Below are 25,543 nucleotides of genomic sequence, written 5' to 3'. Positions count from 1 at the left end.
CACCCCCGGTGCAGAACTAATCACTTCACTATCCAAACCAGCTGGAGAAGTTCTATCACAGAATTCTACAGTTGGGACAACCGCAATGGTAACTCCATTAACTAATGCTGGACAACCTTCCACGTCTACGTCTATAGAGACAACTGCAGAGTCGTCTAAAACTATATCAACAGAAGCAACAACTGAGACAATCACAGAGTCAGACCCCACATCAAGCCAGACATCTTCTGAAGCCTCTTTGCTAATCGAGCATCATGTCCAGATCAAAGCAATCCCACCGCTATCACAACTACCTGAGCTGCCAAATGGATGTGAAGCTGTCGCTGCGACCATGCTTTTGAATTGGGCCGGGCTGCCAATAACGAAGGAAGAAGTGGCTTATGCTCTGCCCACGGGGGACATGCCCTATGAGAATGAGTTTGGTGCCTTTGTTGGCGCAAATCCCAAAGATGTTTTCGTTGGCGATCCATTTGATATCGGCTACGGAATTTATCATACCCCAGTCGCGAAGCTGATGAATCAGTGGTTGCCTGGTCACGTTCGCGATCTGACAGGAACCTCTTTTGATGATTTACTCGGCGTCATTGCCAAAGGCAGCCCGGCCATGATATGGGCAACCGAGCACATGGATACCCCCTATTTGGATTTGGAGTGGGAGGACGAGTCTGGCGAGGTTGTTCCCTGGTATCAGCCCGAACACGCCCTGTTGCTAACCGGATGGGACGATGACTTTGCCTATATGAACGACCCCATGACCGGTGAACAAGAAGCCTATCCACTGGCTGCTTTCAAAGACGCATGGGAGCACATGGGTTCTCAAGCGATTACAATCATCTCCTAGTATAGCAACTAATAAACTCGTCCAATATGTCATGGCTTCAACGTTATTGCCATTGTTACTCTACTTGTTACATGTTATTTGTTATTTGTTACTTGTTACTTGCTTCTTGCTTCTTGCTTCTTGCTTCTTGCTTCTTGCTTCTTGCTTCTTGCTTCTTGCTTCTTGCTTCTTGCTTCTTGCTTCTTGCTTCTTGCTTCTTGCTTCTTGCTATAAGTCTACAGCCTACCTGCCACCTCCGCGAATTAACTGGAAAAAGTACATCTATTTCCGTTCATATCGGCTAGAAATAACAATTAAATGGAAAATATGCAGTTAATTTAGAGGATTAAGTAAGTTTGCTAATAAAAGCATCAGATTAGATGGAGTTTTTCCAGTTATTTGTTAAAAACAGATAAGTATCAAGAAATTAACTGTACTTTTTCCTGCTAATCTCTTCCGGCTAACGTTGTTGGTTGGGAGAGTTGAGAAGTATCATATGTTTGTCTAGCTGGCGTTGACTGAGGAACTCTAGTAGCATCATTTGTTTGTGTAGCTGGCGTTGATTCGGGGGAGTTAGGTAACAAAAAGCATGAACAACTCACAAGGGTTGTCCATGCTTTTTCATGCTTTTTTACAAAGGATCCAACTGAACGGCTGCTTGCTTGCCGCTTAGTTGGATGCCGGTATGCTTCTTGCCGTGGGCGCTAAGCTCCTTAACTAGCGTTTCTAGGAGTTCCTTCGCTTTCGCGCCTTCCTTGCCAGAGATCTTAACGACCAGTTGGACGGCGTCCCCGCCTTTTAGCAGGCGCTCAGCCTGATTGCGCTTCGTCTCGAGATCGTGATCTTCGATGTTGGCCGTCAAGCGAAGCTCCTTGACCTTCGGCCCTTGCTCTAGCTTCCGTGTCTGCTGCTTTTCTTGTAAGGCCTCTTGTTTGGCTGCTCCCGCTCCGATCAGCTTGCAAGGAGGAGGACTGCTCATGAGCGAGGTACAGACGAGGTCGACTTTTAACTTTTTGGCCAGAAGAAGTGCGTCTTTCGTGGACATCACGCCTAGGTCCTCACCCTGCAGCCCAGTGACCTGAACTTCAGATGCTTTAATTTTCTCATTCTTAATAATCATTGTGAATACACCTAATCTTTCGCTATAATGAACCCATCCACCCGAAGGTCGATAGAGGTTGGCCTAGATAGTACGTGTGTTGCAATGAGGTTGTATAAGGAGATGTCTGTTACCCAATGAATAATAAACAATTAGAAGAGCAAATGATCGAAAATTACAAACGTGAAGAGCATATGATGATTTTGGTTTTTGCACAGTGGTGCATCAACCATGGTCTGGATCCAGCAGCACTTTACCATACCGCCTATCCAGACCAGCCGAATAACGAGGCGTTAGAAAAAGCTCTTGAATTAACGGTGCCGAAAGAGGAAGCTGGCGAGGTACCGGATGACACTTTGCTAGGCGTGCTTTCCCTCTTTGGCAATGAAGAACTTGCGTTTATTGTCACGCAAGAGATCGATAAACGACCGAAGCGCACGCGCTAGGCGATCGATCCCCTAGTCCCTAGATCACGTAACTGTGCTGATGGCTTAATTGAAAGACTTCCGCCAACAGCTCAACTGTCCGTAATCTCGTCTCCACCTCGTGGCCGCCTGCTACGACCATGACTTCGTCAACACCGTAGCTTTCGGCAAGCTTCAGGATTTGTTCCCTGACTTGACCTGGATTACCCACGATCATCCGGGAACGGTTATCACGGACTCGCGTTTGATCCCAATCGGAATACGCGTATTCCGCTGCTTCCTTCGGCGATTTCACTCCGGTGAACTCGCCTTTTTCCATTTGCAGAATGCGCAAATCGATTGAGGTCGCGAGTTCCTCCGCTTCTGCTGTCGTTTCGGCGCACAGCGCATAAATACAGACCGTCGCCTGCGGCACGACATTCAGCGCGGACGGCTGGAACGAGCTGCGGTAGCTTCGCACCGCATGCTGTCCTCCCGCTCCGTTGATGAAGTGCGCGAAGCAGAAGGCTGCGCCAGCCTGCGACGCATACACCCCGCTCTGCCCGGTGGAGCCGAGCAGCCACACCTGGGGCATCGAGGCCACCAATGGGGTGGCACGGATGCCCTCGAACACGTGCCCAGGTTCCACCGTGTCGGTGAGGAACCGCAGCAAATCCGTGACTTGAGCGGGGAACCGCTCCAGTCCTTCGAACAGATCCGCGCCGACGCCACGCAGCGCTTTGGCCGTATGCGGCGTGCCGCCGGGCGCACGCCCGATCCCAAGGTCGATGCGCCCTGGATAGAGCGCCTCGAGCATGCGGAAATTTTCAGCGACCTTGTAGGCGCTGTAATGAGGCAGCAACACGCCGCCGGAGCCAAGCCGAATTCGGCTTGTGCGAGCAGCCAGCGTGGATAATAAAACCTCTGGCGAGGAACCGGCAAGCCCTGCTGAGTTATGGTGCTCCGACACCCAGAATCGGGTGTAGCCGAGACGATCAGCGAGCTGCGCGAGCGCAATCGTTTGTTGTAGTGCCTCACTATGGGTAAAGCCGGATGATACCGGTGACTGATCAAGAATACTTAGCTTCAGCATTGTCATCCCTTCTTTCTGAGTCTTCTGCCGATGATGCACTTACTTAATTATACAACGCTCAGCTCACAAAAGAAAAAAGGACAAACCGAAGTGGCATTGTCCTGAGTTCTTGGGCGAGTTATTACCGTGGTAGTCATCTATAGCATCTTCATATGGCAAATTTGAAATGTCAGAGATAGTGATATTTGACATATTCAAAGTGGAAAGGTTAATTTGATCTATATTCTATTCCCACATATAATATGCCATCTCTTTGATAATTTCGTCTTTATCTAATACGCGTTCATCCATGTCGCAAGCGTAACACTTCTTTCATTTGTCTACTAATATAGTACTTAAATGGATTTACTGGGAAACTTTATGATTTCCATTTTCTTTTTTGCCTAACTTGCTGTGAATTGGACTCACTCTTCTGCTCCTAATCGACCGAACCGCGTGTATACAACCGATAAGTGCAATACCACCAGCCGTATAGCCTGCCAACACATCACTTGGATAATGAACACCGAGGTAAATCCGGCTAAGTCCAATACTTAAAATAACGAAGGCAGCTACCGTTGGTATCCACCACGCCGCTCTCCAGGATTGACGCACATTTACCCATAACAAATACGCGAGCAGTCCGTAAAAAAGAATCGAAACCATCGCGTGACCGCTCGGGAAGCTAAATCCATCAACCTCAACTAACCAGCCGTCTACGGATGGACGATCGCGTTCAATAAGTCCTTTGAGTCCTGTATTTAATCCCCAAGCACCAAGCACACCAAGGAATAAGACTAGCGTTTCCAAGCGATGTTTATATTTGAAAATTAATAGTGCAGCAACTAGAAAAAATAGGATAAATTCGGTCGATCCACTGCCCATAAAGGTGAATACTTTCGCAACGGCAGTCCACAGATCAGCTCTCTGCTCTTGTATGTAACCGCCTACATGTTCATCAAAGTTTTGCAACCATTTCGCCGAAAAACTCTGCGACAGCACAATAAAAATAAGGAGCAGAGCAGCTGCTCCCCCAAAACTCAATACCATATCTCTTACTTCAACTTTCCCCTTCATCGTTCCCATGCCTCCCACGGCTGATTGTTTATTCCTACTCTTACGCTGCTTGACGCACTTTGCGCCCTTGTCTTTTCCTAATAACCAGTGGAACAATAGCAAAAACGGCATACATCGCTACGGCCCCGAGAAACTTCCATGACCATATATCATTTAAGGAAGCACCAAATACGTTATATACGATCGCTCCTGGAATAATCCCAATGAACGTTGCCCACGTATAGTCCCAGAAGCGGATTTTCGATAATCCAGCACCATAACTGATGCCATCGAATGGAAAGAAAGGCATGAGTCGCATATAGAGTACGACCATGAAGCCTTTTTCCTCAGCTTTTTGATCGAATGATAACAGTTTAGGACTTCGTAAAATACGTTGAAAGCTGCCGCGGCCCCATTTGCGCGTAATGTAGAAAGACAATAATGCACCTGCACCTGCTCCTATAATATCGTAGATCGTCCCCCAAAAAGCGCCAAATACATAGCCCCCATAGAGCGTCAATGGTGTTGCAGGGAACAAAACCAACGGCCTCAGCGTATACGCAAGGATATACAACAGTCCGCCAAGCGGACCTAGATCTCGCAGCCATTTCGTGACCCAGTTCAGATCTACGTGCTTCCAAACACCCGTCCATTTGAGAATTAATAATCCGAGTACAGCAATCCCAAACCAACTAATTAGCAACCAAAGCGGCTTTGAACGCGCCATGGCTCGCCTCCTTCATACTCCTGATTCCCAAATATAGCAGGTAGAACTTCCCCTTCATCTTACACAAATGTAGTGGTCGATATCAACTTGCTTGACCGTCATATTTTCATTGCGATTTTAGGACTGAAGTAGAACAATCTACTTTTCCAGGACAGCCTCTGACTTTTCATCCAAATGATGCAGTCATCTAATTTCAATTGACATAGCTTAAGGTGTGAAATTACACTAAAGGAATAATTTAGGACATATAATGTAGTGAGATAAGCTTCGCACAATGTCGCCATAACTAGACAGTTAGGAGATGAGCGCATCGCATGAAGAAAATGATGGTTTTACTCCTGTTAATTGCGTTATGCCTCTGGCAGTATGCGAGGACATTCGTCGCTGGAGAGGACCCTTTCTTACGGTCGGATTACAGCAAGCTTCGACCAGTGAAGATTGAGCGTGTCGTTCCAAGTAAGGAAGTAGAACAGCTTCAAGAGATTGTAAGCGAAGCCACTGAGAAAGGGCTCAAGATTTCTATTGCAGGCCAGCGTCACAGCCAAGGTGGGCATACGTACTACAAGGACAGTATTGTGCTGGATATGACGCCATTTAACAAGGTTCTGGCTTTTGACGAGAAGGCGAAGACGATTACTGTGCAGTCTGGCGCCACTTGGGCGGATGTGCAGAAGTACATTAACCCTTATGGGCTGGCGGTGAAGACGATGCAGTCGCAAAATATTTTTACGATCGGCGGCTCGATATCGGTCAATGCTCATGGCCGTGACATTCGGAATGGCTCTCTCATTAGTACGGTTGAATCTTTCCGACTATTGGGGGCTGACGGCCTTACACGAAATGTTTCACGCTCTGAAAATGCGGAGCTATTCCCGCTAGCGCTGGGTGGCTATGGGTTATTCGGTGTCATTTTGGATGTAACATTGTCGCTAAAGGAGGATGAAGTGTATGAGATGACAAGTGACACGATGACGACTGAAGCTTATACAGATTATTTTCTTAACCATGTTAAAAAGAATCCCGACATCTACATGCATCTCGCACGTATTTCTGTTGCACCAGATACTTTCTTATCGGAAATGTATGCTACGAATTACAAATCACGGCCTGATCTTCCTCTTACCGATTACAATAAGTTAAAGCTGAAGGACAGCTATGTGTTGCCATTGAAGCTTCTATTTGGACTCAATCGATCTTTCGATTGGGCAAAGAATACATTTTGGGACTTACAGCGGTATTTCCTCATCGGACGGAGTACGATTCTATCACGTAACAATGCGATGCGCTCTGAATCTGACTTTATGGACTATAGCTCGGATTCTAAGAATGATCTACTCCAAGAATATTTCATTCCCGTGGAACATTTTGCAGCGTTTGTTAACCATATGAAACCGATCCTGCAGGAGGAGCATTTAAACCTATTAAATATTACAGTTCGATACGTCAATCATGATGAGGAGGCAGCACTTTCGTATGCCAAAAGTGACATGTTCGCCCTCGTCTGTCTGTTCAATACCCCGCTAAGTAAAGCGGCGCAGGCTCGTATGACCCATGGGATCCAACGGATCATCGATCAATTAATCCCATTAAACGGTTCCTATTATTTGCCATATGCCCCCTTCCCTTCGGTAGATCAGTTCCAGACGATTTATCCAAAGGCGGAGGCCTTCTTCCAAGCCAAAGATACGTGGGACCCACAGCATGTTTTTATGAACCAATTCTATGATGATTATAGGGGGCATTAGGATGAATGTTCGACTGCTCATCAGATCCCAAAGCTTAGCGACATTGGCGGCAGGGGTGATTTATCCGTATTATTTGTTGTTTTTGAAAAATCTCGGCAGCACGTATTCCGCATATGGCCTCGCTTTCGCCGTATTCACGATAAGCTCGGCGGCCTCGGCCCTCTGGCTTAGCAAGCTCGTTGACCACGCGTCAGTGAAGCTAATGGCAGGAAGTTCGCTTGGTATGATGGCAGCAATGCTCGTCTTCCCTTGGATTCCTTCCTACGGCTTCGTCTTACTCATTCAAGCTTTTATGGGCGTATGCAACGCCATGCAGAAGATGAGCGAGCGGGGGTTACTCGCGGATGGAACCGCGTCTGGACAACGTGGCGGAACGCTTGGCAATTACCATTTCTGGACATCGGTATCATCCGGATTTGCCGTACTAATCGGCGGGTATATCATTGATTGGCTGACGATCGATGTCTTATTTTATGTCAGTGCCGCGATTTATGGCTGGAGTGCGTGGATGACACTGCGGATGCGGAATCGTACGGCTGAGAAACATACACATTCATGAAACCACAAAGAACCTTCATCACCGCGGCCTCGCGGTTTTGAAGGTTTTCCCTTTATTCACAGTTGCCAAGTAATTCTTATGGATTGTGATCGTGCAATTTAGTATAATAACCGTTGGGATTTAAATATGTAGAAAAATGTTTGATTTTGTCGAATTGGAAAACAACCCCTTTGACTATATCCGACTTTTTTAGTAGGATATAAATGAAGTCATCGGTTACTTAAATACATACTAGATATAGAGGAGAGAAACACATCATGAAAAAAGCAATATTTTCAGTTCTTGCCGCAACTGTCTTACTAACAGGTTGTGGGGCTGCGAAAACAGACACAGCATCACCTGCAGCATCGGGTGCGCCAGCAGCCAAATCAGATAAGAAGATTATCCTTATTACACCTGAGAAAATCGGTGTGAACCCATTCTTCACACAAATGGATGAAGGTGTAAAGAAAGCTAGTAAAGAATTTGGTGTTACCGTTAAAACTGTAGAGTCCGCAGATGCGAGCGCGATCGAACAAAACTTACGCGCTGCCGTTGCTGACAATTATGATCTGATTATTACAAGCTCCTTCACAGCTGAGGATGCACTTAAAAAAGTAGCAACTGAGAATCCGAAGAAATCCTTCGCGATTATTGACACGGTTGTCGATCTTCCGAATGTTCGCAGCGTTGTATTCCGTGAACATGAAGCTGCTTACTTGCTAGGAGCAGCAGCAGGTCTATCTACGAAGAAAAATGTGGTAGGTATGGTTGCTGCCGTAGATATCCCACTTATCAAGAAATATACCGTTGGTTTCCAAGAAGGTTTGAAATCAACAAATCCGAATGCGAAATTCATCGTTAACTATGTAGGCAGCTTCACGGATCCAGCAAAAGCGAAAGAATTGGCATTAACACAATTCTCGCAAGGCGCAGACTTCATTGCAGGCGCATCCGCTGTAGGCGATCTTGGTGTATTCGAAGCAGCGAAAGAAAAAGGCTTCTTTACTTCCGGACAAGATATTGACCGTACGGTAACAGATCCACAGCACATCGTGCTTTCCCAATTGAAAGGTACAGATGCTGTTGCTTATCAAACGGTAAAAGATTTCGTAAATGGCACGTTCAAATTCGGTGCTGTTGACTACGGCTTGAAAGAAGATGGCGTTGGTCTTACATTCGTTACGAGAGAAACAAAATCGGCACTAAGTCCTTTCGTAGGACAAGATGTCATTACGAAGGTAAAAGCTATACGTGATGATATCGTTTCTGGTAAAGTGAAAGTAGAAAATCCAGTAAAATAGTTATCAGTACGATAATCACATATGTTTGACCTGGAGACTGTTTACGGAGACGTAAGCAGTTTCCTCATGTCTAGGTAGAGGAGCGAAAAACCGTTATGCTGCTTCAAATGCGTCAAATTACAAAAACATATGGCAATTTAACAGCTAATTTGGGCGTTGATTTCTCGCTGCGTCAAGGTGAAATTCATGCATTAGTCGGGGAAAATGGCGCCGGCAAAACAACCCTAATGCGCATCTTGTACGGCATGGAGCAGCCTACGGCTGGCAGTATTCTTCTGAATGGCAAAGAAGTTGTGTTTACCAACCCTACTGACGCTATTCGTCATCGTATCGGTATGGTGCATCAGCACTTCATGCTTTTTCCGTCGTTTACTGTGGCTGAAAATATCGTGATCGGCAATGAGCCCAAAGCTGGACTCAAATTTGATCGTAAAAAAGCTGTTTCACAGGTCGAAGAGCTTTGCACCAAGTATCGCCTACCCATTAATCCGACCATGAAAGTCGCTGATTGCCCATTAGGCTTGCAGCAGCGCGTGGAGATTTTGAAAGTGTTATATCAAGGCGCAGACATTATTATTTTGGACGAGCCCACTGGTGTGCTCACGCCTCTGGAGGCGAAGGAGCTGCTCGTCATTATGAGGAGCCTAGCCAATCAGGGCAAGAGTTTCATCATCATTACGCACAAGCTGCATGAGGTGATGGAAGTTGCGGATCGGGTTACCGTGCTTCGGGACGGGAAAATGACAGGCACCGTAGATGCAAGCGCAACTAGCATCGAAGAGCTTTCCAAGTTAATGGTAGGCAGAGATTTGAAGCAGCTTAAGAAACGTGATCTGAATGTTGGTCAGACCATTCTTCAGGTTCAAGACGTTTCCATTCTTGGAGATAAAGGAAAGCCTGTGCTCGATCGTGTTAATTTGCAAGTAAAAGCCGGAGAAATCGTTGGTATTGCTGGCATTTCAGGTAATGGCCAATCGGAATTGATTCAAGCGATCTCCGGACTTCAAACGATTGATCAGGGAGAAATTCAATTATTAGGCAAGCCTGTTCAAGGACGCTCTGTTCGTGAAATCAGAGAAATTGGACTATCCCATGTACCTGAAGATCGTTATCAATGGGGTGCAGCCAAAGAAGGCACTGTGTTAGAAAATGGTACGATGGGCCATCATAAAACCACAAGTCGCTCAGGCTTTTTACAAGGTATGGGGCTGCGTCAGATGGTGAGCGGCTTCATCCAGCAATTTCAGATTAAGGCTGGCTCTCAAGATACCAAAGTGAAGTTCCTATCCGGCGGTAATTTGCAGAAGCTTATTGTGGCCAGAGAGATTGCTCAGAAACAACCTTTCCTCATTGCTGCTGAGCCTACGCGCGGTGTTGACATCGGGGCCATGGAATTGATTCATGAAGAGCTCCTCCGAAAACGGGACGAGCAAGGAGCTATATTATTAGTTTCCTCTGAGTTAACAGAGATTCTCCAGCTGTCCGATCGGATCGTTGTCATGTATGAAGGCCGAATTGTCGGCGAATTGTCAGCAGAAGAAGCAACAGAGGAGCAAATTAGCTTATGGATGGCAGGAGGAAATTCAAATGCTTAAAAGTCGACTCAATCTAAGCGCTTGGATTCAACCGCTGCTGGCTGTTGTCATTGGTTTACTCGGTGGTGCGATTGCCATCTTGCTGATTGGCGGGTCCGTCATTGAAACGTACACAGAGATGTGGAAAGGTGCCTTCGGCAACTTCTTCTATTTCACGAATACATTAACGCGCGCCACTCCACTCATTCTTGTTGGGTTAGGCGTTTCAATCGCCTTTCGTGCTGGATTTTTCAACATGGGGTCGGAAGGCCAGATGATTCTAGGCGCTTTATCCAGCGCCATGGTTGCGCTGTACCTGCCTGGACCTCCGTTATTTAAATTACTAGCTGCCATTCTTGGCGGCATTCTAGCAGGCGGCATTTGGTCAGCGTTTGCCGGCTGGCTCGATGCTAAATTTCGGATGAATTTGATCATTACAACATTGTTGCTTAATTATATAGCGGCTTTATTCGCAGGATATTTGGTTGCTTATCCATTGAAAGACAAATCGGGTTCAGCAGCGCTCGCCCAAACAATGATGATTGATAAAGGCGTATGGCTTCCCAAGCTGTTTCAAGGGATGAGCGTCCATGCCGGCTTTATCATAGCCATTGGACTAGCCATTCTCTTGTTTTTGTTCATTAAATATACCGTTGCTGGTTATGAAATTCGGATGTTGGGCTATAACCCCTTATTTGCAGCCTATGGCGGGGTAAATAGACGAAAAGTGATGCTAACGAGTATGTTCGCTAGCGGCGGTTTCGCCGGACTTGCTGGAGCCGTCGAGGTTCTCGGTATGCAATATCGCTATACCGATGGGATGATATCGAATCCAGGCTATGCTTGGTCAGGCATCATGGCGACTTTACTGTCAGGGGCTCACCCCTTAGGTACGGCCATCGCCTCTCTTCTCCTTGCTGCCTTGCAGACCGGAGGCATGGGTGTTGAGCGCAATACAGACATTCCACTGCAAATATCCAGTGTCATTCAATCGTTGTTAATTCTCTTTGTAACAGCTAAATTCAGCTATACCCTATGGAAACGTCGGAAAGGAGGCAAGGGCGATGGAGCATCTTCTTGATGTATCATTATTTAACTCCATGCTTCGCATGGTTGCTCCCATTCTTCTTGCAGCACTCGGCGGAGCGATCTGTTCGCGGGTCGGATTGTTTAATGTCGGCTTAGAAGGGTTCGTCTTGGTTGGCGCCTTCTCGGCGATTGTTGGTAATTATTACACAGGCAACGTATTCCTTGCCGTGCTCATTGCCATAGCCGTAACCATGCTGTTTTCACTGATATTTGCTTATATAAGTATACATTTGCAAGCAAATGTTATCGTCGTCGGTATTTCATTCAACTTCCTCGCCTTAGGATTAACAGCGTTTTGTTTGAAAGCCATTTTTAATGTAAAAGGCGCTTACTATGATAAAAATATGATCGGACTTCCGAAGTGGGACATCCCCTTCATTCAAGATATTCCTGTCATTGGCGGGATTATTTCCGGGCATTCCCCTCTTGTCTATCTAGCTTTTGTACTTGTATTCGCTCTTCAGTATTTACTATTTAGGTCCGTTATTGGCTTCCGAATGATCGCTGTCGGTGAAAACCCGGTTGCCGCGAAGAGTATCGGTATTAAGGTCAATCGGATGCAATATTTGGCCGTTCTCATCTGTGGTGTCCTTTGCGGACTAGCAGGCGCTCAGCTTTCACTGGGTCAAGTGACCATGTTCACTGAAGGCATGACAGCAGGCCGCGGCTTCATCGCACTCGTTGCGACTATGCTCGGACAAGCCAATCCGATTGGCGTCATGGCTTCCAGCTTACTGTTCGGCTTAATGGATGCGTTCAGTATCCGACTTCAGGGCTTCTCATTACCTACCCATTTCACACAAATGCTGCCTTATATCGTGACATTGCTTGCCATGCTGTTCTTCCGTAAAAGTAATTACTTAGAGGATGCGCAGAAAGCGAATGGCAGCTCGCGATAACAGAGCACGCATAAGCTTAGGAGGATGGCAGATGCATAAAGACACCAAAGCGGAGCGCATCAAGCGCATGCAAATTCCCGCTGTAGACGTTCCACAAGAGCTTGCTGGTCGAATTCCACCTGGTCAAGTTGTTACGGACCGCTTCCCCATTTTACATGAGGGTGAAGTACCAAAGTACGATATGACGGCGTGGTCGTTACGCGTTTTTGGACAAGTAGCCGAAGAGAAAACATTCAGCTACGACGACATACTTGCCCTACCTCGTACACAAGTTCAATGCGATATTCACTGTGTGACCCGTTGGTCCAAGCTGGATACGGTATGGGAAGGTGTGCGATTCAGAGATTTCCTTCAACTGATTGATGTAAAGCCAGAAGGAAAGTTTGTCATGATTCATGCGGACAACGACTATGAAACGAATGTGCCGCTCAAAGATTTGATGGGTGACGACATCTTACTGGCTATGACCTTTGATGGCGAGCCACTTACGCTAAAGCATGGCTGGCCGCTTCGGCTCGTTGTCCCTCATTTGTACTTCTGGAAAAGTGCTAAATGGATTCGCGGCATCGAATTCATGGCGGAAGATCGCGAAGGCTTCTGGGAACGCAATGGCTTCCATAACGTCGCAGATCCTTTCGAAGAACAGCGCTTCTCAGGTGAAGCCATACCAATTCCAGAAGATGAGTGGGTCAGAAAGGAGTTCGATTAAGTTGCTATTACCTATCTTACAAGTCAATTCGGAAGACTTAACTCCTTACGCCATCGTGTGCGGTGATCCGTTCCGAGCGGAAGCTATTTCCCGCAAACTAGACAATGTACGCGAGCTTTCCTTTAGCCGAGAATATCGGACCTTCGTTGGCGAAAAAGATGGCGTTCCCATTACCGTTGTAAGTCATGGTGTCGGGTCGCCAGGAGCGGCTGTTTGCTTCGAAGAACTCATCAAAGGTGGCGTCAAGACACTGATTCGCGTAGGAACCGCTGGATCTTACTCAGCCGACGTACCGCCTGGAAGCCTCGTTGTAAGTACAGCCGCAGTACGTGAAGAAGGCTTGACTCGCCAGTTAGTTCCTCACGGCTTCCCCGCGGTAGCTGATCACGCTGTTACCCGTGCGCTATTCGAAGCGGCTTCTGAAACGGATGGACTCGTGAAGCAAGGGATTACGGTTACATTGGATGCTTTCTTCCAAGGGGTTGAGGAATTCCCCCACCGTAAATACAAGCAAGCTGGCGCTTTGGCCGTTGAGATGGAAATTGCCGCCCTCTATGTCATCGCTTCCCTTCGTGGTGTGCGTGCGGGTGCCATCGTCGCTTTGGATGGCTATGCGGATGCCGATCTGCGTGAAGTGTACAACCCGCATACGGATGTCGTTTCTGGGGCTATTGAGCGGGAGATTAATGCTGCGATTCGTGCGTTTGTGAAGCTGCATACAGAAGACAAATAGAGTTAGCCAAGCTATATTCAGGTAGCAGCACCATCGTATCGCAACCACCAGCGTCCAGTCCATCCTGCTGAGAAGTGCAAAAGTGCATCTTTTTTCTAACAAATAAGCGATTTCAGATGCAATTGATGCGAAAAGGCATCAATTTTTGTGATTTCAGCTCTCTTCAGACCTTTTCGATCCAAAAGGATGCACTTTTGCATTTATTAAACAAGCCTAAGCTACTTCACCTAAAAAGTTTGTATTTTTGCATTTTAACCACCAATAAACCGAGCACAAAAAAACCTTCAACCCCACTGACAGTGGTTTTGAAGGTTTTTCTCTTATACTATTACGCCAGCCATTGCTTCACTTTCGCTGCGAAGTTATTTAGCATCTCTTGAGAACCGAATTGACCGCTGAAATCTTCAATACCGAGGTAACCGTCGTAGCCGACTGCTTTCAAATCGCTAAGTACTTGCTTCCAGTTCACGATACCCGCATCAATTGGTGCCCATTCGCTTTTCCAAAGCTTAATGCCGTCTTGTTCTTCGCCTGTAAGCGTCCATGCGGCATTTTTGACATGCACGTGTGCAAGGTAAGGTCCTAGCAATTCAAGGCCCATACGGTGGTTCTCGAAGCCTTCATGTACCATGTTCCCTGCATCGTGAAGCACACCAATGTTCTCCGGTTTGAAACCAGATACGAGTCGATGCGCTAACCCAGCACTTGCAGTGATCGTGTTGTGGTGCGTTTCAACTAAACCTTTCACCCCATATTGCTGCGATAGCTCTTGTACATGGTGAAGGTAGTCCACTGCTTTGGCAAACAAATCATTGTAGTTTTGGCTCTTATCGTAGCCAGGCACGCCAACACGAATAAAAGGAACGCCGATTTTTTGAGCCGCTTTGAAGACATGCTCCGTTTCCGCTACATCACAGTTGTTCAGATACGGTGTAATGCTCAGATTAACTAGGTTTTCATTAAGCGCTGCTTGTTTAAAGCGCTCTAGTTCTGCATCCGAAGCAGATGGATCAATGGAGCACAGATTGTTTCTCCAGAAGGATGGCGTCTCTCCCACTGCGTCCGCAGGGATATCTTTGAAGCGCCACTCAATGCCAGAAATACCAGCAGCAGCGGCTACTTTAGCAAGCTCTTCAGGTGTCAAATCTGGTGTAGCAACAGTAAATACGGATAATTTCATATATAGGCCTCCTTAAGTTATAAGCAAGAATAGGTTGAATGTTTATCTCTCCTATATTTTGCAGTATAATAAAAACGTATTCATTGCATTAATTGGGCAAAAGTTTGCTTATATTGACTCCAACTCCACACAGAGGAGATCTTCACATGCAGGAAATGTACAAAAATCTTAATCAGCTGTTGACTTTTCGACACGCGGTAACCCATAATCCGATCCCACTGGATTTCCACCAGCATCAGGATCAATATGAAATCTACTTCTTTCTGACAGGTGACGTTCATTATTTTATCGAAAAGCAAGTGTATCCCTTGCAGTATGGCGACCTGCTGATTATGCATAGCAATGAGCTTCATCGGCCTAATTTCCAATCGAAAAAACAACGTTACGAGAACGTCGTTATTCACTTCAATCCTGCTCTGTTGCAGCAATTCAATTCTCCAGAGTTCAACCTGTTGGACTGCTTTGATAACCGCGTTTTTGGTGAGCAAAATCGGATGAGACTGACGCCGCCGCAAATCGACGACATCATGAAGCTCTATGATCGCATGGAGATGCATCGCCGCCCACAGGCACTGCCTGGATCAGATATCCTGTACGTATCGACCTTTATTGAACTGCTTGTTTTTATTAATCGGATCTTTCAAAATCAAGGTAAACAAGAAGAACAGGTCATGATGCCGGACAAGCTCTCCTCTCTCTTCACCTACATTGACGAAAATTTAGATCAAGATCTCTCGCTTGAGGTTCTAGAGCAGGTCGTTTTCATGAATCGCTCTTACCTGTGCCGACTATTCAAAAAGCATACAGGCAGCACGATTCACGAGCACATCCTGTTCAAACGTATAGCCAGAGCTAAACATTTGCTGCGCGAAGGCTCTACGGTCACCGACACCTGCCAGTTAGCAGGCTTCAACGATTATTCCAACTTCATTCGGACGTTTAAAAAGGCTGTCGGTCTGCCACCTCGGCAGTATCAGTCACAGCAACGCCGGATTTAATTGGCAGTTGTTTCTCGAAAGTCCAAATCCACTCTTTAGGAGTTGATCCTCTTGTCCCACAGTCAGATTGAATCCGCTCAAGGACTCGCGATGGTTGCCAGAATCCGCAATTTTTGCACTATACTGCCGGAAGTAGAAGAAAAGGTAGATGGCTTTGGCCACACCACCTTTCGTGTCAAAGACAAACCTTTTATTTTTATTGGTGAGACCGATGGCCAAGTCTCAACATCGCTCAAAACGAATCTTACAACCCAGGAATTCCTCTTAGGTCAAGAAGGCACAGCGTATCAAAAGACGCCTTACATCGGCCGTCATGGCTGGGTAAGCATTCTGAACGTTGACCTCGTGCCTTGGACTGAAATTCAGGATTTAATCGTAGAAGGGTATGCGCGGACGGCACCTAAGAAGCTTGTTCAGCAGTTGAAAAGTACGATGTCATAAAACTTGTCTGCAACAAAAAAGAGGTTGCCCACGTCTATGACGATGGACAACCTTATTTCAATAGAACGGGAAACCTATTTCAGGTTCTCCGGGTTCAAGACTAGAAGCTCTGGCAATACGAAAATGCCGTCCTTACGGATCAAAACATCGTCAAACCAAATTTCACCGCCACCGTATTCCGGACGTTGGATATTTACCATATCCCAGTGCAGCGAAGATTTGTTGCCATTATACGCATCATCATAGCAATTACCAGGCGTGAAGTGGAAGCTGCCGTCGATTTTCTCATCGAACAGAATATCCTTCATCGGGTGTTGAATGTAAGGATTCACGCCAATCGCGAACTCACCAACATAACGCGCGCCCTCGTCCATATCAAAAATCTCATTAATGCGATCCGTATCATTCGCTGTCGCTTTAACAATTTTACCATTTTCGAAATGAAGCACAACATTCTCGAAGATAAAGCCATCATGAGGCGAAGGAGTGTTGTAAGAAATGACACCGTTAACGGAATCACGCACTGGAGCCGAGTACACTTCACCATCCGGAATATTCAGCTCACCATCGCATTTCACGCCGCCGATTCCTTTAATGGAGAAGGTCAAATCCGTTCCAGGACCCACTAGGCGCACTTTGTCCGTGCGATCCATAAGCTCTTTCAACGGATCCATCGCTTTTGACATTTTGCCATAATCCATCGTACATACATTGAAATAGAAATCCTCGAACGCATCTGTACTCATGCTAGCAAGCTGCGCCATCGAAGACGTTGGGTAACGCAGAACGACCCATCTCGTATCCTTCACACGGACATCAAAATGAACCTGTTGATAATACACGGAGTTGTATAACTTCATCCGATCCGCTGGAATATCCGACAGCTCATAAATATTAGCGCCGCCGCGTACCCCTATGTAGCCTTGCATTTGTTTCATTTGGAAAGCATCTGCATCCGCCCATGTTTGCATTTGAGCTTCTGTCCCGTTCATAACGAGTTCACGAATGACAGCATGGTCACGCAAGTTTACAAAAGGATGTGCTCCTGCGGCATGAACTTTCTTAACAATTTCTTTAACCAACGCGGAATCAATACCGTACGCTTCAATTAAAATATTCTCGCCAGCTTTCGCTTTTACGGAGTAATTCACCAATACGTCTGCAAGCTTAGTTAGTCTAGGATCCAACATGGATTAACTCTCCTCTTCTTGGGCGGGTTCAACGGGGTCAAAGCCTCTTTCATGTGTCTGAAAGCCGACCGTAGTCAGATAAAACCATTCCCCGCTCTCTTCTTGTTCAGCATCGAGCTCATAAATCAGGGCGCGAAATTTCCTCAACCATTCCGTATACTTCGCTCTACTCATTTGCACTTCAACCTGCGTCATGATGATCGGCCATTGAGATCGGTCGGGTGACGGAATCTGAAACGCCTCTTCAGGCGCATTAATCGCTCTGTTTCTAGCATGTCCAAGTACACTCAATGTACGTTCTCGGTAATAATTTTCTACCTCCGAAACATACGGAAGTAAGTTCTCGCCAGGTACAAACCCTCGCGCTACCGCACGATAGAATTTTTGTACAATACCATTCTTAAGCTCCGTACGAACAACACAAATCAAATTATGTCGCTCAAGCTCATTCAAATGATAATGCACCTTGGCACGCGCCATTCCTAACAGTTTAGCCAACTGCTGGCCGGTATAAGCTTTCTCTATGAGATAAAGCAGTACTCTAGCGCGAAGTGGATCGCTTATGGTTTTGAGTTGTTCAAGTTCTTCAATGATATAAACAGGCTGCAGTTTCATCGTGGATCCGACCTCCCTCTCTAGTTCCAAGGTGAACGGTGTAACAAATGCTAGAACGAGTATTTCTCTCGAAAAGCCTTGCAACAGCGCCTCTTGGTCAACTTTTAATCTCTTAGAAAGATTAATTAAACGACGGTCAAATCTTTTTAACCGTATCATAATGCTAAACAGAATCTATGTCAATTGCGGTTTCGGAGTACCAAATGATTCAGTACTAGACCTTTGTCTATGCGACAGTTCACCGCTTTAAAGGGTTACCGAAATTAAGCTTTCTACTATGGTAGCAAAAAGGGACGTTTCTGTCACCAATAAAGGTAGAAACGTCGCCAGGAAAATGCAAATTTAATTGGTTCGTGTCATCTAGCAGAACTTATTCATTCCTATCAAGTGCTCAAAACTAGCCATTTTCATCTTACAAATATTGATTTTTGTCATTCGTTATTTGCTAGTGTGATGATGCGAGATGACCGAAGGGGGCGTTCCATTCCAAATGGTTCCCCTAACCCTCTATCAAATGTTCGGGAGAAGAGCAACTTCATCTTACAAATATTGATTTTTGTCAGTCGTTATTTGTTGATGTGATGATGCGTAATGACCGAGGGGATAGTTCCATTCAAATTGAATTCCCTAACCCCCTATTAAATGTTCGAGACGTGTAATTTCATTTACCAAATATTGATTTTTGTCAGTCGTTATTTGTTGATGTGATGATGGGAGATTGATTTTTGTCAGTCGATATTCGATGACGACACGTAAAGCAGCCTCCGTAGCGACTCCGCAGCTTCACGCGGTGATCGAGCACCCGCGATGGCGCTCACCACCGCGACGCCGTCCGCGCCTGCGCGGATGACGGCGCCTGCATTCGTGGCATCGATCCCCCCGATGCCCACGAGCGGCAGCTGGATGCCGCCTGCGCGCATCCGCGCTAGTACGGCAGGCCCCTGGACCTCACGCGCATCGAGCTTCGTTCGCGTGGCGTACTGGGGGCCTACGCCCAAGTAGTCGGCGCCTTCTGCCAGCGCCAACTGGGCCTCGCCCAGATCGTGGGCCGATACGCCCACGATCATGTTCGGCAGCCGCTGGCGCACGTCGGCGGCTGGGGCATCCTCTTGGCCGATGTGGATTCCATCGGCCGCAAGCTCTAGAGCCAGCCGTTCATCATCGTTCACGATGAACGGGATCCCGCGCTGCGCGCAAAGGCGGCGCAGCCGCGCACCCAGCGCGAGCAGCTCCGCCCCCTGTAGGGCACCGGGGCCCTTCTCGCGCAGTTGAAACATCGTGATGCCGCCGTCGATGGCGGCTTCCAGCACTTCGTACGGGTCAGCCCCAGCACAGTTAGGGCTGCCCATGACCAAATACAAACGCAGCGCACTGCGCAGCTCTTCTTGATTTCTTACAACGCTCATCGCACACCTCGCGTGGGCGTAGCTCTTGAATCAGCTGCTCGAACACTCTGCTGATAAGCCCAATGATTTGTCGGTCCATGCCCGCTTCCGATATGTAAAGGCTCCGAGATCGCAGCGTGGATGAAGCTTTTTGCCAGTTGTAAGGACGCCTTCGTCGTGTGTCCTTGCGCCAATCCTGATGTCAATGCGGCTGCAAATGTGCAGCCTGTTCCATGCGTATGCTGCGTAACCAATCGCTTCGAAGTGAACTCGGTAAAGGAAACTCCATCATACAGCAGATCCGTCGCCTGTTCCGTATTCGCTTCATGACCGCCTTTGATCATCACATGCTTGCAGCCGTACTCATGAATTCGCAAGGCCGCCTTCTGCCGGGAGTCTCCATCCGTGATCGATATCCCGCTAAGCGCCTCCGCTTCAGGAATATTCGGCGTCACCACATCAGCTAGTGGCAGCAACGAATGAATCATCGCGTCAATCGCCTCCTGCTGCAAGAGCGAAGCTCCGCCCTTGGCAATCATCACAGGATCTACAACGATCTGCTTCCATGCATATTTCTTAATCGCCGCCGCCACAATGCGAATAATTTCGCCGCTGAACAGCATGCCTGTTTTCAAAGCATCTGGTCGTAAATCTTCCCCAATGGACATCAGTTGGCGTTCGATCGCTTCCGCGCTCATCGGGTAAACCCCTTGTACACCCAGCGTATTCTGCGCAGTAACAGCCGTAATTACGGACATGCCGTACACGCCTAACTCTTGAAATGTTTTCAGATCCGCCTGAATGCCCGCACCACCGCCACTGTCCGAGCCGGCAATCGTCAAAGCTTTGTAAATCGCCACGGTACTCCCCCTTTTCCTACACCCGGCTCAAACCATCCATTGGACTGCTCGCCGATGCGTAACGCTTCTTCGGAATGCGTCCCGCTTCAAAGCCAGCGCGTCCCGCTTCAATCGCGAGCTTCATGGCGTATGCCATTTTGACAGGATCCTTTGCACCCGATACTGCCGTGTTAAGCAGTACGCCGTCCGCACCCATTTCCATCGCCAACGACGCATCCGAAGGTGCACCAATTCCTGCATCCACGATGACCGGAACCGTCGCCTGCTCGATGATGAAGCTCAGGTTCAACGGGTTAATGATCCCCTGCCCCGTGCCAATTGGTGATGCACCAGGCATAATCGCATGTACGCCAAGTGCTTGCAGACGTTTAGCTAATAACACATCGTCTGATGTATACGGAAGTACAATAAAGCCTTCCTCCAGCAGCATTTCCGAAGCTTTCAGCGTTTCCACTGGATCAGGCAGCAGTGTCATTTCATCCCCAATAACCTCGACTTTGATCATGTCGCATAAACCTGATGCCTTAGCTAAACGAGCGATGCGAACCGCTTCTTCAGCAGTTTTGGCACCTGCGGTGTTCGGCAGCAACGTGAACTTCGACGTATCCAACATCGACAAGAAATTCGGCTGACTCGCCTCAAAAATGTTCATCCGACGAACCGCAAACGTCAAAATTTGGGATTCACTGATATCCACCGCTTGTTTTTGAATCTGAAAATCAGGAAACTTCCCCGTACCTAGCAGCAAACGTGAACGAAACTCATATGGACCGATTTTTAACATGTTTTATCCTCCTCCAACGAAATGAACGATCTCAATTTTGTGTCCTTCTGCAAGCTCAGCTCCAGCGTGATCCTCTTTATGTAAAATGGCTGCATTATGCTCCACCACAAGCATTTTGTCGCTTAAATCAAAGTGCGCGAGCAGCTCCACTACGGTCCGAATCGTATCGGGTACGTCAACCTGTTGACCATTAATGTGCAGTTTCAATGCTTATCAATTCCTTTCCTGAAGCTGAAAATAAGTCCTGTTCCCCGTGACTTACTCGCGTCGTCTCTGGTGACAAATCAGGGCTGAACGAATCCAACCAAGGGGTTATCGCATGTATCCCTTGTTCACCTGCGCCATCTCCGCCTACAATCCAATCCGCCATCACTTTCCCGGTGATCGGGCTCAGCAGAATCCCGTTGCGGTAATGACCACACGCTGTATACAGGCCCTCATGTGTCGGTACTTTTCCAATGTATGGAAGCCCGTCGGCTGTCTGCGGACGCAGCCCCGACCAAGCCTTCTCCCACTCGGCATCGCCGAGTGCGGGCATCAGCCCCCTCGCGCGCTCCATCAGCTCGGCTAGACCTGAGAGCGACACCTTGCGGTCATAGCTGTTCAGCACGACCGTCGCGCCGACCACTAGCCGTCCGCCGGCTTTCGGAACGATATAGCACCCTGGTGTGAACAGGGTTTTCTTCAATATAGGCTTCGGTGTCCTCACGGAGAAGCACTCGCCCTTCACGGGATACATCGGCAGATCGATGCCGATGCTCCCTAGCAGCTGACCGCTCCACGTGCCTGCGGCGACGACCACGTGGTCGCTGTAGAGCGGACCGGCGGCCGTCAGCACGCCGATGACGCGCTCCTGCGCGGTCAGCAGCCCTTGCACCTGGGCGAACGGTTGCACCTTCGCCCCCAGTACCTGCGCCGCCTGCGCGAATGCCGCCGCAAGCAGCGGAGCATCTACCTGCCCATCCTCGGGCAGGTACAGGGCTCCGCGCGTCGCCCCGCTCAGCGCGGGCTCTATGGCCGTGGCTTCAGCGGCGCTGAGCCACTGGGCCTTCTCGCCCGCGTCGCGCTGGAGCTTTTCCCGCGCGCGCAGCTCCTCCTCTTGAACGTCGCTGAGCGCGACGTTCAGCAGCCCCTCACGGACGAGACCGATGTCGATGCCCGTGAGTTCTCGAAGTTCCCCGCTCAGCTCGGGGAACATGGCACGGCTTTGTCGCGCCCACTGGAATAGGGCGCCTGTGTCTTCCATCTCGGACTGCGCCCCGAGCATGCCCGCTGCCGCTGCCGAGGCTTCTGTGCCTAGCTGGCTGCGCTCCAGCAGCGTGACGGATTGCCCTCTTTTTGCCAAGTAATACGCGATGGATGTGCCAATCACACCACCGCCAACGATGATGACATCTGATCTTGCTGCTGACATTTAACTCACCTCTATTTGTCTAAGCTCATCTTGGTAGGCTATAACGGCTCCGAGAGGATCCGCCGCTTCCCATATTCCGCTCATGACTGCGATGCCAGATGCTCCTGTATCCAGCACGGATCTTACACTTGCAGGCGTCATCCCGCCAATCGCAATCACTGGAATGTTAATGTGATTAACTAATTCCCGTAATTGCTCCAAGCCTCTTGGGGGCACTCCTTGCTTGGAGTTGGTCGCAAAGATATGACCGAACATGACATAATCGGCGCCATCTTGTTCACGCCATTTCGCCTCATCTGCATGATGCACTGAGACTCCTATGCGCTGTATCCCCCGGCAAAACTCATCTTGTATAACAAGTGCTGGCGTCGTGCCTGGAAGCTGAAGCCCCCCTGTCTGTAAGGCGAGCGCAATAGAAGGAAAACCGTTGACGTACAAACGCTTCGCAGGAATCCCCTGCTCCAATAAGTACTGCACGCCGATAAACACTTCGTCCAAGGACTTCATTTTCTCGCGAATATGGATCGCCGTGACATACGGGTAGATTTGAACCGCAATTTTCGCCAGTTCAGACCATGTAAGCTTCCCGTCCGTTATGACATGCAGCTCTTTCTCCGACACCTACAACCCACTTCCTCTCCACCAAACATCACTTGTGTTCATTAGCAAGCAAACTATTCTGACACCGTCGTAAAACACAAAAAAACCACTTTCCTCAGGAAAGTGGTTGTAGGCTGCCTCATCATAAACAAATATTAAATCGGCTCCAAAATTCGTTCCACTTTCCTCCGCTGGCATAAACCAGATCAGGTTCAAAGGGTTCAGTCTACACTGTCTCAGCCTCTCGGCGCCCCTAGGGATTCATTCGTATGCAATTACTCAATATCATAGCATGACAGCCAACTCTTGGAAATAACAATTTTCCTATTGAAACCATTCCCAAAACTTCCCGTATAGCATATCAGTAAAACTTATATTAAAGGGGTGTTTTCAATGGAGCCATTTGTACTCCCAGAACCAGATCGACGAAGACCAACCTCGCTCCCGCCGGGCTTGGTGACCAAAATCATTGCCGGCCTTATTATCGTTCTCGTCCTTATCTTTGGAAAGTCCACCTTCTATACGGTCCAGGAGCATGAGAAAGCGGCCATTTTAACCCTAGGCAAATACACGACTGAAAAAGAAGCTGGGCTGCACTTTAAACTCCCTTTCCCTATTCAACAGGTCATTGTACTTCCTGCCAAAAAGACACAGCGTATCCAAATTGGCTTCCGTGAAACCAATGGCAAAATCACACCCGTAGAAGAAGAAGCGATGATGATTACGGGGGATGAAAATATTTTATCCGCTGATGCCGTTGTGGAATGGAATATCAGTGACATGCGTAACTACTTGTACAATATTGATAATGCTGAATTGTTCCTTCGCAACTCCGCGAGTGCAGCGATTCGTTCGGTTATCGGCGCTACGGCGCTAGACTTTGCCATTACAGAAGGAAAAACCGAGGTCCAAGGCAAGGTTAAAGAGCGACTGATTGAGATGCAGACGAAGTATCAAACAGGTATCCATATTGTCGATTTGAAGTTCCAAGATATCGAGCCGCCAGCGGGCGATGTGCAAAATGCTTTTAAAGATGTAACCAACGCTCGTGAAGAGAAAAATACGAAGATTAACGTAGCGACAAAATACGAAAATGATATCCTTCCAAGGGAACGCGGTAACGCTCAGGCACTTCTAGAGAATGCCGAGGCCCAGAAGAAATCACGGATTTTGAATGCACAGGGGGATGTTGCGAAGTTTAACGCCCTATATGCAGAGTACGCCAATAATAAATCAGTTACAGAGAGCAGGCTTATCATCGAGACGTTAGAGAAAATATTACCGAATGCCAAAATTTTCATCAGCGACAGCACCGGCGAAACGGTCAAATATTTGCCGATTAATGAGCTGCTGCGCACACCTGCTGCTGCAACCGGCACGACGCAAGGAGGAGCTGCGAAATGACCTTACAAAGTAAATGGATTTTGAGATCCATCATTGGTGTCGTTCTCGTCTTTTTCTTCCTAATCTCCATCTTTATTGTCAAAGAAGGCCAATACCGCGTCGTTCTCAAATTCGGAGAAGCCGTTCGTATCCAAACCGAACCTGGTATTCATTTTAAAATCCCATTCATTGAATCGGTTCGCACGCTCCCTAAATACCAAATGGTTTACGATAGCAAGCCTACTTCCATTTTGACCAAAGATAAGAAGCCAATCGAAGTTGATAACTATACGGTATGGCGGATTGATGATGCTCAGCAGTTCTTGCGCACGATTCAATCGATCACAGGCGGAGAAGAACGTATTGATGCTGCTGTGTACAACACCGTTAGACGGAAGTTATCGGAAATTAATTACAGCGATATCATTAGCGAAAACACACAACGTGGTAACTTGAACGATGAGATTACGAAGGAAGTTTCGGAGTTGATGGAACGCGATAACTACGGTATCCAAATCGTCGATGTACGCATCAAGCGCACGGATCTGCCCGATTCCAACAAGCAAAGCGTGTACAAACGGATGATCTCCGACCGTCAATCTATTGCGGCGAAGTACTTGTCTGAGGGCGATGAGGAATCCAAGAAAATCACCTCCAAAGCCGACAGACAGGCAAGTGAACTAATCGCGCAAGCCCAAGCGGATGCGAAGAAAATCGTAGCCGAAGGCGAGCAAGAGGCGGCTAAAATTTACAACACTGCTTACGGCCAGGATCCTGCTTTCTACAATTTCTATCGTACGCTGGATAGTTACTTGGTGTCATTTAAAGGAGAGCCTGTCATCATGCTGCCTATCGATTCTCCATACACGAAAATTTTACTTGGTAAATAAAAGTTCAATTCTCTTTATCCAAGGCTGCCATTGT

General features: G+C 47.7%; 27 protein-coding genes and 1 riboswitch. Of the genes, 14 read left to right on the top strand and 13 right to left on the bottom strand.

All coding sequences use genetic code 11. The features are described 5' to 3' along the window. The first annotated feature begins 85 nt into the window (after positions 1-85). Positions 86-841, top strand: coding sequence for a C39 family peptidase (locus AC58QG_RS21450; protein ID WP_497364162.1), 756 nt, complete (start codon positions 86-88; stop codon positions 839-841). A 610-nt stretch (positions 842-1,451) separates the two neighbouring features. Here the strand turns inward: AC58QG_RS21450 and infC are convergent. After that, positions 1,452-1,937 carry a translation initiation factor IF-3 gene (gene infC / locus AC58QG_RS21445; protein WP_497364365.1) on the bottom strand — a complete coding sequence of 162 codons (486 nt, stop codon included), beginning with the start codon at positions 1,935-1,937 and terminating at the stop codon, positions 1,452-1,454. Between the two features lie 119 nt (positions 1,938-2,056). Between infC and yxiS the strand changes: the two genes are divergently transcribed. Further along, positions 2,057-2,365, top strand: coding sequence for a protein YxiS (yxiS, locus tag AC58QG_RS21440; RefSeq protein ID WP_497364161.1), 309 nt, complete (start codon positions 2,057-2,059; stop codon positions 2,363-2,365). A 19-nt stretch (positions 2,366-2,384) separates the two neighbouring features. Here the strand turns inward: yxiS and AC58QG_RS21435 are convergent, their stop codons facing one another. The 3 genes from AC58QG_RS21435 to AC58QG_RS21425 all read right to left on the bottom strand — a co-directional run bounded on the left by AC58QG_RS21435 (position 2,385) and on the right by AC58QG_RS21425 (position 5,178). Beyond that, positions 2,385-3,416 carry an LLM class flavin-dependent oxidoreductase gene (locus AC58QG_RS21435; protein WP_497364160.1) on the bottom strand — a complete coding sequence of 344 codons (1,032 nt, stop codon included), beginning with the start codon at positions 3,414-3,416 and terminating at the stop codon, positions 2,385-2,387. A 345-nt stretch (positions 3,417-3,761) separates the two neighbouring features. After that, positions 3,762-4,472 (bottom strand): phosphatase PAP2 family protein, encoded by a 711-nt coding sequence (locus tag AC58QG_RS21430; protein ID WP_497364159.1) that lies wholly within the window; start codon positions 4,470-4,472, stop codon positions 3,762-3,764. Between the two features lie 40 nt (positions 4,473-4,512). Then, a complete protein-coding gene (locus AC58QG_RS21425) occupies positions 4,513-5,178 on the bottom strand; it encodes a TVP38/TMEM64 family protein (RefSeq protein ID WP_497364158.1) in 666 nt (221 codons plus the stop codon). 314 nt (positions 5,179-5,492) lie between these two features. Here AC58QG_RS21425 and AC58QG_RS21420 point away from each other — a divergent pair, with 314 nt between their 5' ends. The 8 genes from AC58QG_RS21420 to AC58QG_RS21385 all read left to right on the top strand — a co-directional run bounded on the left by AC58QG_RS21420 (position 5,493) and on the right by AC58QG_RS21385 (position 13,769). Next, positions 5,493-6,923, top strand: a complete 1,431-nt coding sequence (locus AC58QG_RS21420; RefSeq protein WP_497364157.1) for an FAD-binding oxidoreductase — start codon at positions 5,493-5,495, stop codon at positions 6,921-6,923. Between the two features lies 1 nt (position 6,924). Next, a complete protein-coding gene (locus tag AC58QG_RS21415) occupies positions 6,925-7,482 on the top strand; it encodes an MFS transporter (protein ID WP_497364156.1) in 558 nt (185 codons plus the stop codon). Positions 7,483-7,739: 257 nt separating this feature from the next. Further along, on the top strand, positions 7,740-8,765 hold the full coding sequence (locus AC58QG_RS21410) for a BMP family lipoprotein (protein WP_497267741.1): 1,026 nt from the start codon (positions 7,740-7,742) through the stop codon (positions 8,763-8,765). A 95-nt stretch (positions 8,766-8,860) separates the two neighbouring features. Further along, entirely contained in the window at positions 8,861-10,360 is a 1,500-nt protein-coding gene (locus AC58QG_RS21405; protein WP_497364155.1) for an ABC transporter ATP-binding protein, read from the top strand. Next, entirely contained in the window at positions 10,353-11,420 is a 1,068-nt protein-coding gene (locus AC58QG_RS21400) for an ABC transporter permease (RefSeq protein ID WP_497364154.1), read from the top strand. Before AC58QG_RS21405 ends, AC58QG_RS21400 begins: the two co-directional genes overlap by 8 nt. Continuing rightward, a complete protein-coding gene (locus AC58QG_RS21395; RefSeq protein WP_497364153.1) occupies positions 11,404-12,327 on the top strand; it encodes an ABC transporter permease in 924 nt (307 codons plus the stop codon). The genes AC58QG_RS21400 and AC58QG_RS21395 overlap by 17 nt, the downstream gene beginning before the upstream one ends. Positions 12,328-12,358: 31 nt before the next feature. Further along, positions 12,359-13,036, top strand: a complete 678-nt coding sequence (locus AC58QG_RS21390) for a sulfite oxidase-like oxidoreductase (RefSeq protein ID WP_497364152.1) — start codon at positions 12,359-12,361, stop codon at positions 13,034-13,036. 1 nt (position 13,037) lies between these two features. Continuing rightward, complete coding sequence (locus AC58QG_RS21385) at positions 13,038-13,769, top strand: nucleoside phosphorylase (protein WP_497364151.1); 732 nt, start codon at positions 13,038-13,040, stop codon at positions 13,767-13,769. Between the two features lie 328 nt (positions 13,770-14,097). Here AC58QG_RS21385 and AC58QG_RS21380 read toward each other — a convergent pair whose 3' ends face one another. Beyond that, complete coding sequence (locus tag AC58QG_RS21380) at positions 14,098-14,949, bottom strand: sugar phosphate isomerase/epimerase family protein (RefSeq protein WP_497364150.1); 852 nt, start codon at positions 14,947-14,949, stop codon at positions 14,098-14,100. 146 nt (positions 14,950-15,095) lie between these two features. On the opposite strand from AC58QG_RS21380, the gene AC58QG_RS21375 reads away from it, so the two are divergent. Next, the gene (locus AC58QG_RS21375; RefSeq protein ID WP_497364149.1) at positions 15,096-15,947 is read left to right on the top strand and encodes an AraC family transcriptional regulator; all 852 of its coding nucleotides are present in this window, start codon (positions 15,096-15,098) and stop codon (positions 15,945-15,947) included. 90 nt (positions 15,948-16,037) lie between these two features. Next, a complete protein-coding gene (locus tag AC58QG_RS21370; protein WP_497364364.1) occupies positions 16,038-16,388 on the top strand; it encodes an MmcQ/YjbR family DNA-binding protein in 351 nt (116 codons plus the stop codon). Between the two features lie 74 nt (positions 16,389-16,462). Here AC58QG_RS21370 and AC58QG_RS21365 read toward each other — a convergent pair whose 3' ends face one another. From AC58QG_RS21365 to AC58QG_RS21330, 8 genes are all read right to left on the bottom strand, one after another. Continuing rightward, a complete protein-coding gene (locus tag AC58QG_RS21365) occupies positions 16,463-17,578 on the bottom strand; it encodes an aminopeptidase (RefSeq protein WP_497364148.1) in 1,116 nt (371 codons plus the stop codon). 3 nt (positions 17,579-17,581) lie between these two features. Further along, positions 17,582-18,352, bottom strand: coding sequence for an ArsR/SmtB family transcription factor (locus AC58QG_RS21360; RefSeq protein ID WP_497364147.1), 771 nt, complete (start codon positions 18,350-18,352; stop codon positions 17,582-17,584). Between the two features lie 569 nt (positions 18,353-18,921). Beyond that, positions 18,922-19,599 carry a thiamine phosphate synthase gene (gene thiE / locus AC58QG_RS21355; RefSeq protein WP_497364146.1) on the bottom strand — a complete coding sequence of 226 codons (678 nt, stop codon included), beginning with the start codon at positions 19,597-19,599 and terminating at the stop codon, positions 18,922-18,924. Continuing rightward, positions 19,596-20,438 (bottom strand): bifunctional hydroxymethylpyrimidine kinase/phosphomethylpyrimidine kinase, encoded by an 843-nt coding sequence (gene thiD / locus AC58QG_RS21350; protein WP_497364145.1) that lies wholly within the window; start codon positions 20,436-20,438, stop codon positions 19,596-19,598. Before thiD ends, thiE begins: the two co-directional genes overlap by 4 nt. A gap of 16 nt (positions 20,439-20,454) precedes the next feature. Then, complete coding sequence (locus tag AC58QG_RS21345) at positions 20,455-21,222, bottom strand: thiazole synthase (protein ID WP_497364144.1); 768 nt, start codon at positions 21,220-21,222, stop codon at positions 20,455-20,457. A 3-nt stretch (positions 21,223-21,225) separates the two neighbouring features. Beyond that, entirely contained in the window at positions 21,226-21,429 is a 204-nt protein-coding gene (thiS, locus tag AC58QG_RS21340) for a sulfur carrier protein ThiS (RefSeq protein WP_056608183.1), read from the bottom strand. After that, positions 21,413-22,636: a glycine oxidase ThiO gene (gene thiO, locus AC58QG_RS21335; RefSeq protein WP_497364143.1), complete on the bottom strand. Its 1,224-nt coding sequence runs from the start codon at positions 22,634-22,636 to the stop codon at positions 21,413-21,415. Before thiO ends, thiS begins: the two co-directional genes overlap by 17 nt. After that, on the bottom strand, positions 22,637-23,257 hold the full coding sequence (locus AC58QG_RS21330; protein ID WP_497364142.1) for a thiamine phosphate synthase: 621 nt from the start codon (positions 23,255-23,257) through the stop codon (positions 22,637-22,639). Positions 23,258-23,402: 145 nt separating this feature from the next. After that, positions 23,403-23,501: riboswitch (TPP riboswitch) on the bottom strand. Positions 23,502-23,629: 128 nt separating this feature from the next. Here AC58QG_RS21330 and hflK point away from each other — a divergent pair. Next, positions 23,630-24,640 carry an FtsH protease activity modulator HflK gene (gene hflK, locus AC58QG_RS21325; protein WP_497364141.1) on the top strand — a complete coding sequence of 337 codons (1,011 nt, stop codon included), beginning with the start codon at positions 23,630-23,632 and terminating at the stop codon, positions 24,638-24,640. Further along, on the top strand, positions 24,637-25,509 hold the full coding sequence (hflC, locus tag AC58QG_RS21320; RefSeq protein WP_497364140.1) for a protease modulator HflC: 873 nt from the start codon (positions 24,637-24,639) through the stop codon (positions 25,507-25,509). The genes hflK and hflC overlap by 4 nt, the downstream gene beginning before the upstream one ends. Positions 25,510-25,543: the final 34 nt, after the last annotated feature.

It is taken from the genome of Paenibacillus sp. J22P169, assembly GCF_059691995.1.
The sequence above is the reverse complement of the archived record's forward strand: the minus strand, read 5'-3'. Positions and strand labels throughout refer to the sequence as shown.